We start from the raw sequence: 12,285 nt of genomic DNA, 5'->3' as shown, positions 1-12,285 counted from the left end.
GTGGCCCTATGGGATTCCGGTGCCTGTGTCGATGTCGGCGGTGGAAAGGCGGGCGTGTGGGCCGGCGGTCAGGGTGAGCAGTTCGTCCAGGTCGTATTCGGCCCTCTGCGGGCCTCCGTACCGGGTGATCTTCCCTCGGCTCGCCCATTTGCGGATCGTCGCCTCGGACACTCCCATGGCCAGGGCCGCCAGTTCGGTCGGTACCGTGCGCCGTCTCGCCGCCCGCATCAGGCGGCTCCTTCCGCCATCCGGCCCGCCACCTGAAGCCACTGCCGCGGCGGCAGCGCGTGGCCGGCGTCGCAGGAGACGTGGCTCGGGTCGGCGGCGCCGTCCGAGCGGACGACACCGTGCAGCGTTCCGGCGCAGCCGGGCCGCACGCACGGGCCGAGCGGGAACCTGCGCGCCTGCCCCGGGCCGAACAGTCCGCCGAACTCGCCCAGCAGTTCCGCGACTTCCTCGTCGAAGTCGACGGCCGCGGGATGGCCGGCGATCCACCGCACCTGCTGCCGCAGGAACGGCACCAGGTTGGTGACCTCGCGCTCACGCGGTCGGGGCACCTCGCTGCCCCGCTCCTCCACGACGAGCCGCGCCCAGGAGGCGAGCACCTCGGTCATCCGGGCGCGCATGTCCACGGCCCGTTCGTCGAGCACGATGCCGACGACTCCGCGGCTGCCGCTGACCCGCTCGCGCAGCCGGGGCGACGCGGCGGTGAGGGCGTGATCGCTCTCGCGGTACAGCTCGAGCAGCGTGCGTAGTTCACCACGCAACCGCTCGACGCACTTGGCGCAGATCCGACCGCACAGCCTCGCGCAGTCCCGTCCTGTGTGCTTGCCTGGAAGTTCCCCAACCTTGTGCACCTGGACCCCCCAATCCCTGTGGCTTTCCCTGTGGCTCCTGGTGGTTTCCTCCATCCTCGCCACGCCTCGGACACGCTTCAACACACGCCGGTTCAGAGCTTCGCCAGACTTCCGCAGCTGTATCAGGGAACCGTCAGGCCAGTGTCAGACGTCCGAAATTCTTCGCCCCGGTCGGTCGCCCCGCGTTCACTCCGGCCGCGGGGCCGACCTCCGACCCGCCCTCACTCCGGGTCCGTCCCGCCCTGGCGGTCCTCTCCCGCCGTCTGCGGTGGCGTGATCAGCGAGGCCGCCTGCGCCTTGTTCACGGCGTCCATGCGCGATACGGCGCCTAGCTTGCCGTAGATGTTGCGCAGGTGTCGTTTCACCGTGCCCTCGGCGATCGCCAGCCGTCGGGCTATCTGGCTGTTGCTCAGGGCCTGGCCCGCCAGGGCCAGCACCTCCCGCTCCCGTGCCGAGAGGACCTGGGCCGGTCGCGGGCCGGCGACCAGGCTCTGCTGGGACAGGGACAGCACCACGTGGCCGGAGCGCCGTTCCACCGTGACGCTGCGGATCGCCGACAGCAGTTCCTGCCGCGTGGACCCCTTCACCAGGTAGGCCCCCGCGCCCAGCCCCAGCAGTTCCCTGGCCAGCGCGATGTCGTCGTGCACCGTCAGTACGACCACCTGGGGACGCGGGGTCAACCGCACCAGGCGGGCCAGCACCTCCCGTACTCCGGGCCCCGGCATCTCCACGTCCAGCAGCACCACGTCGGGCCGCGCCTCTGCGGTGACGCGGCAGGTCTCCTCCCCGCGGTGCGCCTCCCCCACCACCTCGAAACCGCCCGAGGCCGCGAGGATCTCCCCGATGCCCTCGCGGAACAGCGTGTGGTCGTCGGCGAGGACGATCCGGACCGGTCTACCGGGCAGCACGGGCTTCCCCTCTCAGCGGCACGCGCACCAGGACCCGCGTGCCTCCGCGTGTCTCTCCGCCGGGCTCGGGGCCCGTATCCCGCACTCCCGGCCCCGACTCCACGGCGAGGCTGCCACCCAGGAGTTCGGCCCGTTCCCGCATCGAGACCAGTCCGCCTCCCCCGTACGCCAGGCCCGCCTCCACGTCGAACCCGCGTCCGTCGTCCTCGATCCGGGCCTCGATCCGCTCGGGCAACACCTCGACCGACACCGTGATCCGCGACGCCTTCGCATGCCGTACGGCGTTGCGCTGGGCCTCCCGCACGATCAGGAACAGCTCCCGGGCCGTCCGGTCGGACAACAGCTCGTCACCGTTCACCTCGACCCGCACCCGGGCTCCCTCCCCCGCCGTCGGGTCGGCGCCCGCCCCGCCGAGATCGCGCAGCAGCGCCGCCCGCAGCGGACGCACCACCCCCACCGCGCCGGTCGTCGTCGTGTCGGTGGCCGCCGCGCCGGCCTCCCTCGCCTCCGCGGGCCTGCGGAGCTGTGCCATCACCGCGCGCAGCGCCGTCAGGGACTCCCGCACCGACTCCCGTGCGCCGCTCAGCCGTTCCAGCGCCGTCCGGGGCCGGGCGGCGCGGTGCAGGTCGTACAGCTCGAAGCAGTTGAGTGCCACCGTCAGCCGTCCCGCCACCTCGTCGTGCAACTCCCGCGCGGCGGCCGAGGAGACCGCGGAGACGGTGTGCCGGTGCAGCAGCGTCAGCAGGCGTACGCCGTCCTGCGCGGCCACCGGCTCGGCGAACAGCACGTGCCCCACCGCCTCGAAGAGGTCGGTCGCGGTCCGCTCGGTCACCGCCACCGGCCGTGGGCCGGGCTCGCGCCGGGGCTCGGGACAGCCTGGATCATTATTCCTACCGTCCAACTGGTTTCCGGAAAACCGCAGTTCAGCGATCACGCTCTGCAGGAGCAGGCGTGCGGAGTCCAGTTCCCGCCCCTCACAGGACTTCAGCACGTGTTCCATCCGGCGTTCCAGTACGTCCACGGCCGCACTGCGCGCGCCTCCCTGTGACGACACCCCGCCACCCCCTGGTGACCAGCGAACTCCCCAGCCCTGCACTGATCTTGGCTGCTCGGAGAGTACCTCCTCCTGAGGGCCCGACAGGTCTTCGGAACCGGTCGGGGCACGGCTCGCTACCTCTGCGATACCCCGTAGGAGGCATGGCCGTGTATCCCGAACGGGACACCTACCCCCTGCCACTTGAGAACCGGTCGACCGACTTGTTAGACTTCAAAGAAGATACCGTTCGACCAGTTTTTTTAAGGGACCATGCGGGACCGCTCCGCGCACGCGGGCAACAGCGCCGGGAGACACCGGATGAAGAGCGTTCTGATCGTCGAGCACGACGACGGCGTGGCCGAGGCCCTCGCGCAAACCCTGGCCGTGCACGGATACGCGCCCCAGCGCACCGACAGCGGCCTCGCCGCCCTCGGCCTGCTGGACGGCGTCCGGCTCGTCCTGCTCGGACTCACGCTGCCGGACCTGGCCGGGCACGAGGTGTGCCGCCGGATCCGCGAACAATCCTGTGTGCCCGTCATCGCACTGAGCGAGCCGACCGACGAACTCGACGAGCTGGACCGGGTGATGGCCCTGCACATGGGTGCCGACGACGTCGTCGCGAAGCCGTTCGGCCGGTTCGAGCTGATGGCGCGCGTGCAGGCGGTGCTACGGCGGGCCGGCTCCTGCCCGTGGCACGAGCGCGCGGCCGCCGACGCGCGGGGTGCGGAGAGCGGCCCGGGCCCGTCGGCACACCCGGCCACCAGCGTCGCATCCTCAGACATGGAGGCTGTGCCGGTCCCCGCACAGCGGACCGCTTCCGGCGATACGGCGACCCCGGTGGGCGCGGCGGGGGCGGCGACCCCGGTGGGCGCGACGGGGGCGGCGGGCGCGGTGGCTTGGGCGGGGACGGCGCGCCCGCAGGCGCAGGCCGCAGCCGTGGGAACGGTCGCGGCAGTGAACGCCGACGCCGGGCTCAACGGTTCCGGATGTCTGAGCGCCGGCCCCTTACTGCTGGACCCGCGCATCCGCAAGGTCTTCCTGCACGGCGCCGAAGTCCGCATCACCCGCAAGGAGTTCGACCTCCTGGCCATGCTCATCCAGGAACCCGGCACGGTGATGAAGCGGCAGGAGATCATGGCCCGCGTGTGGGACGAGAACTGGTTCGGCTCCACCCGGACCCTCGACGTCCACGTGGGTTCCCTCCGCGGCAAGCTGGGCAGCGCCGAGTGGATCGAGACGGTGCGAGGAGTCGGCTATCGACTCACCGTCCCGGTCACCCAGGGACGTTGAGCCACGCATACCGGACGGCGGCCCCCGGCCCACGGCCCGCCGCCGGCGTCCCGCATCGCGAACGCCCCCGGCCCGGACCCGACGGTCCGAGCCAGGGGCGTCCGATGTCTCGGGTCAGGCCGGTCCGCCCGGGGTGTCCGGGGTGTCCGGGGTGTCCGGGGTGTCCGGGGTGTTCTCGCCGTCCCGGTCACCCAGGACGTTGAGCCACGCACACCGGACGACGGCCCCCGGCCCACGGCCCGCCGCCGACGTCCCGCATCGCGAACGCCCCCGGCCCGGACCCGACGGTCCGAGCCAGGGGCGTCCGATGTCTCGGGTCAGGCCGGTCCGCCCGGGGTGTCCGGGGTGTTCTCGCCGTCCAGGATGGACACCTCGCAGGTCGCGGCCACCGAACCGGACTGGTGGAACTGGACCGTCAGCGTCCGGCGTCCCTCCGCGTCCGTCGTCGGCTTGCCGGCCGAGACGAGGCACGGGGAGTCGAACTCGACGTACCGCTCGAAGGTCGCCTCGCAGCCGACCAGGAGTCCGCGCGGGAGTCCGAGGGCGGCCAGTGCCGCCTGGCGGGCCGCTTCGAGGAGCAGCATGCCCGGCACATGGTCCACGGGGTGGTCGAACAGGACGGGGTGCGAGGCGTCGACGCGCAGCAGATGGACGTCGCCCAGGCCTTCGGCGTCCTCCACCTCGGACCGGCCGAGGACGACGTCGAACTCGCTCAGTCGGCCCACGAGTTCCGGCTGCACGGCCCGTATGAGGGTGTACGACGGTCTGGCCTCGGCGCGAGCTCCCCGCAGCCTGCGGTACACCGCGGGGCCGACGCAGTCGCTGGCCGCCTGCCCGCGGCCCATGAGTTCCCCGCCCCGGTGGGCGAGGACGTCGAGGGCGAACGAGGAGACGTATGCTCCGCGGCACCGGATGTCCCGCAGTTTCACGCACAGGACGATGTCGGCGGGCGCGCCGGCGAGCCTCGCTCCCTTCTCCGTCATTTCGAAGGAGGTGGACTGGGTGAGGAAGCGGTGGTCCAGCGGGATCCCGAGAGCCTCGTGCGCCAGCAGCAGTCCGGCCTGGCGAATCGATTCCCCAAGCAGCATGGGGTCATGCCACCGCCCGGCCACCGGGCCGTAGTAGCAGTGACCCCGGGCCCACTGGGCACCTATGTGGTACTTGTCCCGCCCGCTGGGCCGCAGCCCGGTGAGCAGGACCTCGGAGACGGCGGATCGGTGTACGAGTCCGCGAGGAACGGTGCGCTCGAAGAGCTCGGCCTCCTTCCCCGGAGTTAAAGAATCCGGTCGGACGGCTTGCTTAAGTGGACTCATCGCTTGCCTCCTGAGACGCGCGCAGACGTCAGCTACCCGCAAAATGAACAGGACACGAGGCAGGAAAGCCCGCCCCCCACGTGTGGCCTCACTTCCTTAACCATACTAGGTGACTGGTTTTTTTTCGCTAGTTCATGGCAGTCTGGTTCCAGCTACTTGCCGTGGTGATCACCGGAAGGATGGAAGACCACCATCCGCACCGCGGCGGACAGGAGGCACGGAGTGGCCAGGGCCAGGCAGGAACGAGCCGAGATCACCCGGCAGGCGATCCTCGACGGGGCGGCGGCCGCCTTCGACAGCACCGGTTTCGGGAGTACGAGTCTGAGCGAGGTCTCCCAGCACGCGGGTGTGACCAAGGGGGCGTTGTACTTCCACTTCCAGTCCAAGGAAGCACTCGCCCGCACGCTGATAGAGGAGCAGTTCGAGCTCTTCCGTCCGGTGTCCAGCACGTCGATGCCGGGGGTGCAGACCGCGATCGACCTCTCCCACCAGCTGGCCCACGGGCTGCTCACCGACGTACGGGTCCGCGCCGGGATCCGTCTGGTGATCGAGTTCGGCTCGTTCACCGACCCCGACCCCACGCCGTACAACTCGTGGATCGACGCGCTGCGCGACTGCCTGGCACCCGCTCAGGGCCGGGGGGACATCCTTCCCGAGGTCAACGTGACCGACCTGGCGACGTTCCTGTGCGGTTCGTTCACCGGTATCCAGGTCGCCTCGCACGTCCGTACCGGCCGCGAGGACCTGCACGCCCGGGTGACGGATCTGTGGAACTTCGTGCTGCCCGGCACCGTCCCGGCTCGCCGGCTCGCCCGTTTCGAGCCGGGCGGCTCCGCCGAGTGCCGCGCCGCGGTGGGCCTGCCCGCCCTGGAAGAGGCGGGGGTACGGGCCAACTGACGCCACCCGGCCGAGGGCCGGCCGTCCGGTTCAGGACGGCCGGCCCTGGGCCGCCGGCAGTGCGGGGGCGGTCGTCCGGACGGGCCGGTGGTCCGGGCGGTCGGGCCGCAGGGCCGGCAGCAGCAGGGACCAGAGGTCGGTGAGCCACGCCTCGGCCTCCGCACGCTGCGCCCCCAGCCAGGTCAGCGCCTCGAGGCCGGCCACCACAGCCGTGACCAGCGTGCGCGCGGACGTGTCCGCCACGGACCGGCCCAGCTCGCCGCCGCGCCGCGCCTCGGCCATCAGGTCCCACAGCAGGTCCAGCCACACCCGGTAGAAGTCGAGCTCCTCGACGCCGGGATCCGCGCCGGGTACGCCCCCGGTGACCACGTTTCTGTCGGCGTCCGCCGCGTCGCTGTCCCTGTGTTCCCGCGCGATGCGCACCGAGGCCCGGACGAACACGTCCTCCCGCAGCAGCCGCTGGAGTACGAAGGTCAGGTCGACGACGGCCTGCAGATACGCGCCCTCCGCCGGGCCCAGTCCGGTGACCGAGTGCTCCATCAGCTCCCGTCCGCGCTCCTGTACGGCCACGGCCAGTTCGTCCTTGGAGGCGAAGTGGAAGAACAGGGCTCCCTTGGTCACTCCGGCACGGCTGCTGATGTCGGCCAGCGTCGCCCGCACATAGCCGTGCCGGGCGAACTGGTCGGCCGCGGCGGTCACCAACCGCTCGACGGTCCGTTCCGAACGCTTCTGCCTGCCGACCATCCGCCCTGCCCCTCGACGCCCTCCGCGCACACGCCATCGCCGGGCGAGCGCGGGAAGGGGGACGTCCGGCGCTCGCCCGGCGCCACCCTTCTTTGATACGCCCTCCCGCGTCAGGGGAACGCAAACCCCACGTCAGAGGGACCGTCGAGGAAGGTCAAACCTCCACGGCACGGGTGCCGGGCCGCTCAGACGTTGATCGGGTGCGAGGTCCGCCCCGACACCTCGTCGATCTCCCCGTGCGCCTTGGTCAGCAGCTGCATCGCGAGCTCGTTGAGAGCCCGGGCACCCGCCACCTCCTCCCCTACCCGGGGCTGGTTGGCGTCGATCTGGTGGCGGCTGGCGTGCCCCTGTGTGCGAATCTCGGTGCCGTCGGGCAACCGCACCATCGCGGCCGCCTTCGTGTGCTGCTCGTCCTCCTGGAACTCCAGCTCGATGTGCCAACCCACCGTGGTGTGCGTGCTGTGCGTCATCAGGATCACCTCCGGAACGTCTGCTTCCAGAGTGCTCCTCGGCGGGACCGTACGCACGGACAGGGGGCGGGCGGGGGGGCACACGCGGGCCGGGGGGCACGCGGGCCGGGGGGCACTAGCCCGCGTGCATCATGAGTCCGATGCCGAGCACGAGCAGGCCCGCCGCCGCGATCCTCGGAGCCCCGAAACGCTCCTTGAAGAACACCGCGCCGATGGCGGCCCCGACGATGATCGAGGACTCGCGAAGGGCCGCGATGGGGGCGAGTTCGGCCTTGGTCTGCGCCCACAGGACCAGGGCGTAGGCGGAGACGGAGAGCGCGGCTCCCAGCAGGCCGACGGCGGCGAACGGCCGTAGTTCGCCGATCAGTCGGTCGCCGCGGCGCCACAGGGCGTACGCCGGGACGACCACGCCCTGCACCGCCATCAGCCAGGCGATGTAACCGAGGGAGGTGCCGGAGGCGCGCACGCCGAGGCCGTCGACCACCGTGTAGGCGGCGATGGTCAGGCCGGTCGCGAGAGCCGCCCCGATCGCCGCCCAGTCCGGCCGGCGCCCGCGCAGCCCCCACAGGGCGACGCCCGTCAGCCCCGCGCAGGACAGGGCGACACCGGCGGCCGCCCACCCGTCGGGGACCTCGTCGGCGAAGACCGCGGCGAGGACGGTGACCACGAGGGGCGCGGTGCCGCATGCGATCGGGTACGCCTGGCCGAAGTCCCCCAGCCGGAAGGACTTCATCAGCAGGGCGTAGTAGGCGACGTGGACGCAGGACGAGGCGATGAGATACGGCCACGCGTCCGCCGCCGGGAGCGGCACGAACGGCACCATGGCCAGCCCGATGATCATTCCCCCGCCGGCGATCAGGGTGAATCCGACCAGCTTGTCCGTGATGCGGTGGGCGATCGCGTTCCAGCTGGCGTGCGTCACCGCCGCGAGCAGGACGGCCGCGGTGACCAGCGGGGTCACGCGGTCTGCTCGCGTACGTCCACGAGGGTGCCGCCGGCGTGCGCGACGAGCGTCTTGGGCTCCATGGGGAAGACGGTGTGCGGGTTGCCGGCGGCGGCCCACACGAGGTCGTGGTCGAGGAGCGAACGGTCCGCGAGCACCCGGGTCCGCGTCCGGTGCCCGAACGGCGGGACTCCCCCGATGGCGTACCCGGTGGTCTCCCGTACGACGTCGACCCTGGCCCGCGTCACCTTGTCGACGCCGAGCTCCCTCCGGACCAGTTCGAGATCGACGCGGGAGGCGCCGTCCATGAGGACGAGCACCGGTACCCCGTCCGCCGCGAAGATCAGTGACTTGCAGATCTGACTCAGCTCGCAGCCGATGGCGGCGGCGGCCTCGGCGGCCGTACGGGTGGCTTCCGGGAACCGGCGCACGCGGGAGATCAGCTCCTCGAGCCCCAGCTCACGCAGGGCCTCGGCGAAACGGGGGTGGACTCCGGAGGCTTCGGTGTCGGTCGACGTCATGCACGGCACGGTAACGGTGGGTGTAGGGGGCAGGCGAACGGGTTTGTCCGCGGGCGGGGGTGGACGGGACCCGTCGGGCCGGGGGCGACGGTCTTCCGCCGCCGTCCCCGGCCAGGTGCCCCCGGGGACGGAAACGCGGCCCCCCGGACCGGTGGCTCGGCGTGGTGCCGCGTCGTCGGTCCGGGAGGCCGCCCGGGTCATGGGTCGGTCGCTCCCGGTCTCGTCCCTCACCGAGACCTTGGTCCGCTCCCGTCCCGCTCGGATCCTGTTCGGTCCGCTCAGCTCCTGCTCAGACCCTGACCAGCTCTCGGTCCTCGTCCGGGTCCGTGTCCTTCGCGGTGCCCTGGGTCCGCAGGCCCTCGCCCTCCACGTCCACGTTCGGCAGGGCCCGGTCGAGCCACTTCGGCAGCCACCAGGCCCGCTTGCCGAGCAGTGCGAGGACCGCCGGGACGATGGTCATGCGGACGATGAAGGCGTCGAAGAAGACGGCGATCGCCAGGCCGAAGCCGATCATCTTGATCATCGATTCGCTGGAGCCGATGAAGCCGGAGAAGACGGCCATCATGATGACCGCGGCGGCCGCGACCACCCGGGCTCCGTACTTGAAGCCGGTCACGACGGCCTCGGTGGGCCGCTCCCCGTGGACGTACGCCTCCCGCATGCGGGTCACGAGGAACACCTCGTAGTCCATCGCCAGGCCGAAGACCACGCCCACCATGAAGATCGGCATCATCGACATGATCGGGCCGGTCTCCTCGACGCCTATCAGGCCCGCCAGCCAGCCCCACTGGAAGACCGCGACCACGGCACCGAGAGCGGCCAGCACGCTGAGCAGGAAGCCGAGGGCGGCCTTCAGCGGGACCAGGATCGAGCGGAAGATCACGATCAGCAGGAGGAAGGCGAGGCCCACCACCAGGGCCAGGTACGGGATCAGCGCGTCGTTGAGCTTCTGCGAGAAGTCGATGTTCATCGCCGTGGTGCCGGTGACCAGCACCCTGGCATCCGTGTCGGCGCGCACGCCGGCGCCCGCGTCACGGATGGAGTGCACCAGGTCCTCGGTCTGCGTCGAGGACGGCTTCGACTCCGGGACCACGGTGATCATCGCGGTGTCGCCGGACTTGTTGAACTGGGCGGGGGACACCGTCACGACGTCCTTGAGGCCCTTGACCTCGTCGGTCACCGCGGTGGCGGCGGCCTTCGGGTCGGCGCTGTCCTTGGCGTCGACCACGAGCATCAGCGGGCCGTTGAAGCCGGGGCCGAAGCCCTCCGAGAGCAGGTCGTAGGCCTTGCGCTGGGTGGTCGACGTCGGCTGCGTGCCGTCGTCGGGCAGGCCCAGTTCCAGCTGGGTGGCGGGCAGTGCCATCGCGCCCAGGCCGACCACACCGATCAGCAGTACGGCGACGGGGCGGCGGACGACGAAGCTCGCCCAGCGCGTGCCCATGTTCGGCTTGGCCACGCCGGAGGTCTTGGCGGTGCGGCGCCCGAGGAGCTTGCCCTTCTGCCCGGCCGGCCGGATCTTGCGGCCCGCGTAGCCGAGCAGCGCCGGGATCATGGTGAGGGCGATGAGGACGGCGATGACGACCGTGCCCGCCGCGGCGAGACCCATCTTGGTCAGCATCGGGACGTTGACGACCGCGAGTCCGGCGAGCGCGATGACGACCGTGAGACCCGCGAAGACGACCGCCGAGCCGGCGGTGCCGACGGCCCGGCCGACCGCTTCCTCGCGGTCGCGGCCCTCGGCCAGTTCGGCCCGGTAGCGGGAGACGATGAACAGCGCGTAGTCGATGCCGACGGCGAGGCCGATCATCAGGGCGAGGGTGGAGGTGGAGTCGCCGAGGTCGAGCGCGCTGGCGAGGGAGGTGATGGTGGCGACACCGATACCGACGCCGACGATGGCCGTCAGCAGCGGAAGCCCGGCCGCGACGAGCGAGCCCAGGGTGACGACGAGGACGACCGCGGCGATGGCGAGGCCGATGATCTCGCCGGTGGCCGCCTGCTCGGGCTGGGCCTGCAGCGCGTCACCGCCCATCTCGACGGTCAGCCCGGCGTCCCTGGCCTTGTCCACGGTGGTCTCCAGGGTGTCCCTGGAGGAGTCCTTCAGCTCGACGGACGAGACCGTGTACTTGACCGAGCTGTAGGCGACCGTCCCGTTCTTGCTCACGGCGTTCTTCGTGAACGGGTCGGTGACGGAGACGACCTCGGAGCCGTCGCCCAGTGCCTTGACGGTCTTCGCGACGGTCGCCTTGTTGTCGGCGTCGGTCATCTTCTCCCCGGCGGGCGCCTTGAAGACGACGTTCGCGGTGGCACCGTCGGCGCTGGCTCCGGGGAAACGCTGTTCCAGCAGGTCGAAGGCCTTCTGGGCCTCGACTCCCGGGATGGAGAAGGAGGTGGAGCCCGCGGCGGGCGCGGAGGCGGCGCCGACGCCCGCGAGCGTCAGCAGGGCCACCCACAGGAGGGCGACGAAGTGCCGTCGCCTGAAGGCGAGCCGGCCGAGTCTGTAGAGGAACGAGGCCACTGGGGCGTACTCCCGGTCAGGTCGTGGGTTCTTCGGGACAGGGGTGACCGGCCCGGCGGCCGGTGCCTCGTGGCCGGGGTCTGCCCACGACGGGGCGAACCTCGGCTGACGCGGCACTGGTGGGCAGGGCTGATCGGCCCGACGACGTGAGCGGTGACGTCAGGTGGGCTGACTGCGGGGACAGGTCAGGAGGTGGGCGCGCCGAGGGCGGGGAGGACCACGGCGTCGATGTACGAACGCAGGAAGTCCTGCGTGGGGGGCAGCTCGTCGACGAGCGTGCGGGCGGCGAACGCGCCGAGCAGCATGTGCACGATGTACTCCAGCGCCGGGCAGTCCTCGCGGATCTCGCCGCGGTCGACAGCGCGGCGCATGACCCGCTGGAACTCCTCCATCTCCGGTTCGACGAGCAGCTCCTTGAGCGCCCGCATCAGATCCGGATTCCCGTGCGCCGCCATGGCCAGCGCCCGCATCAGGTCGGAGTTCCGCTCCATGGTGCAGTCGTCCTCGCGGGCCACCATGGTGTGCAGGTCGCCGCGCAGGGAGCCGGTGTCGACGCCGCGGAGGCCGCCCGGCTTGTTGTGCCGCATGGCCTTGACGACCAGCTCGGGCTTGCCGCCCCACTGACGGTAGAGCGTCGCCTTGCTGGACCGGGTGCGGGCGGCCACGGCGTCCATGGTGAGCGCGTCGTAGCCGACTTCCCGGAGCAGGTCGAGCACGGCCGAGTACAGCTCGGCCTCGCGCTCGGGGGTGATACGACTGCGACGCGCCGTTGCGACTTCAGTCATTGCACT

13 protein-coding genes are annotated in these 12,285 nt (G+C 71.4%); 2 read left to right on the top strand and 11 right to left on the bottom strand.

Translation table 11 applies throughout. The features are described 5' to 3' along the window. Window positions 1–6: 6 nt before the first annotated feature. The 4 genes from OG985_RS26575 to OG985_RS26560 all read right to left on the bottom strand — a co-directional run bounded on the left by OG985_RS26575 (window position 7) and on the right by OG985_RS26560 (window position 2,819). Complete coding sequence (locus OG985_RS26575) at window positions 7–228, bottom strand: transcriptional regulator (RefSeq protein WP_371670848.1); 222 nt, start codon at window positions 226–228, stop codon at window positions 7–9. Continuing rightward, the gene (locus OG985_RS26570; RefSeq protein WP_371670847.1) at window positions 228–857 is read right to left on the bottom strand and encodes an OvmZ protein; all 630 of its coding nucleotides are present in this window, start codon (window positions 855–857) and stop codon (window positions 228–230) included. Before OG985_RS26570 ends, OG985_RS26575 begins: the two co-directional genes overlap by 1 nt. Window positions 858–1,078: 221 nt before the next feature. Then, entirely contained in the window at window positions 1,079–1,765 is a 687-nt protein-coding gene (locus tag OG985_RS26565) for a response regulator (protein WP_371670846.1), read from the bottom strand. Next, on the bottom strand, window positions 1,752–2,819 hold the full coding sequence (locus OG985_RS26560; protein WP_371670845.1) for a sensor histidine kinase: 1,068 nt from the start codon (window positions 2,817–2,819) through the stop codon (window positions 1,752–1,754). Before OG985_RS26560 ends, OG985_RS26565 begins: the two co-directional genes overlap by 14 nt. Before the next feature lie 300 nt (window positions 2,820–3,119). Between OG985_RS26560 and OG985_RS26555 the strand changes: the two genes are divergently transcribed. After that, the gene (locus tag OG985_RS26555) at window positions 3,120–4,091 is read left to right on the top strand and encodes a response regulator transcription factor (protein ID WP_371670844.1); all 972 of its coding nucleotides are present in this window, start codon (window positions 3,120–3,122) and stop codon (window positions 4,089–4,091) included. Between the two features lie 317 nt (window positions 4,092–4,408). Here OG985_RS26555 and OG985_RS26550 read toward each other — a convergent pair whose 3' ends face one another. Continuing rightward, the gene (locus OG985_RS26550; protein ID WP_371670843.1) at window positions 4,409–5,404 is read right to left on the bottom strand and encodes a ScbA/BarX family gamma-butyrolactone biosynthesis protein; all 996 of its coding nucleotides are present in this window, start codon (window positions 5,402–5,404) and stop codon (window positions 4,409–4,411) included. Window positions 5,405–5,626: 222 nt separating this feature from the next. Here OG985_RS26550 and OG985_RS26545 point away from each other — a divergent pair, with 222 nt between their 5' ends. Further along, entirely contained in the window at window positions 5,627–6,301 is a 675-nt protein-coding gene (locus OG985_RS26545; RefSeq protein ID WP_371670842.1) for a ScbR family autoregulator-binding transcription factor, read from the top strand. 30 nt (window positions 6,302–6,331) lie between these two features. Here the strand turns inward: OG985_RS26545 and OG985_RS26540 are convergent, their stop codons facing one another. From OG985_RS26540 to OG985_RS26515, 6 genes are all read right to left on the bottom strand, one after another. Continuing rightward, on the bottom strand, window positions 6,332–7,045 hold the full coding sequence (locus OG985_RS26540) for a ScbR family autoregulator-binding transcription factor (protein WP_371670841.1): 714 nt from the start codon (window positions 7,043–7,045) through the stop codon (window positions 6,332–6,334). Window positions 7,046–7,230: 185 nt separating this feature from the next. Next, entirely contained in the window at window positions 7,231–7,515 is a 285-nt protein-coding gene (locus tag OG985_RS26535; RefSeq protein WP_371670840.1) for a DUF1876 domain-containing protein, read from the bottom strand. Between the two features lie 115 nt (window positions 7,516–7,630). Further along, window positions 7,631–8,476: an EamA family transporter gene (locus OG985_RS26530; RefSeq protein WP_371670839.1), complete on the bottom strand. Its 846-nt coding sequence runs from the start codon at window positions 8,474–8,476 to the stop codon at window positions 7,631–7,633. Next, entirely contained in the window at window positions 8,473–8,979 is a 507-nt protein-coding gene (locus OG985_RS26525; RefSeq protein ID WP_371670838.1) for a YbaK/EbsC family protein, read from the bottom strand. Before OG985_RS26525 ends, OG985_RS26530 begins: the two co-directional genes overlap by 4 nt. A gap of 289 nt (window positions 8,980–9,268) precedes the next feature. Continuing rightward, window positions 9,269–11,494: an MMPL family transporter gene (locus OG985_RS26520; protein WP_371670837.1), complete on the bottom strand. Its 2,226-nt coding sequence runs from the start codon at window positions 11,492–11,494 to the stop codon at window positions 9,269–9,271. Window positions 11,495–11,679: 185 nt separating this feature from the next. After that, window positions 11,680–12,279 carry a TetR/AcrR family transcriptional regulator gene (locus OG985_RS26515; protein ID WP_371670836.1) on the bottom strand — a complete coding sequence of 200 codons (600 nt, stop codon included), beginning with the start codon at window positions 12,277–12,279 and terminating at the stop codon, window positions 11,680–11,682. Window positions 12,280–12,285: the final 6 nt, after the last annotated feature.

Origin of the sequence: Streptomyces sp. NBC_00289 (assembly GCF_041435115.1) — a bacterium.
Taxonomy (GTDB): Bacteria; Actinomycetota; Actinomycetes; order Streptomycetales; family Streptomycetaceae; genus Streptomyces.
Note: the sequence above shows the minus strand (reverse complement) of the source record. Positions and strands in the feature narration are given on the sequence as shown.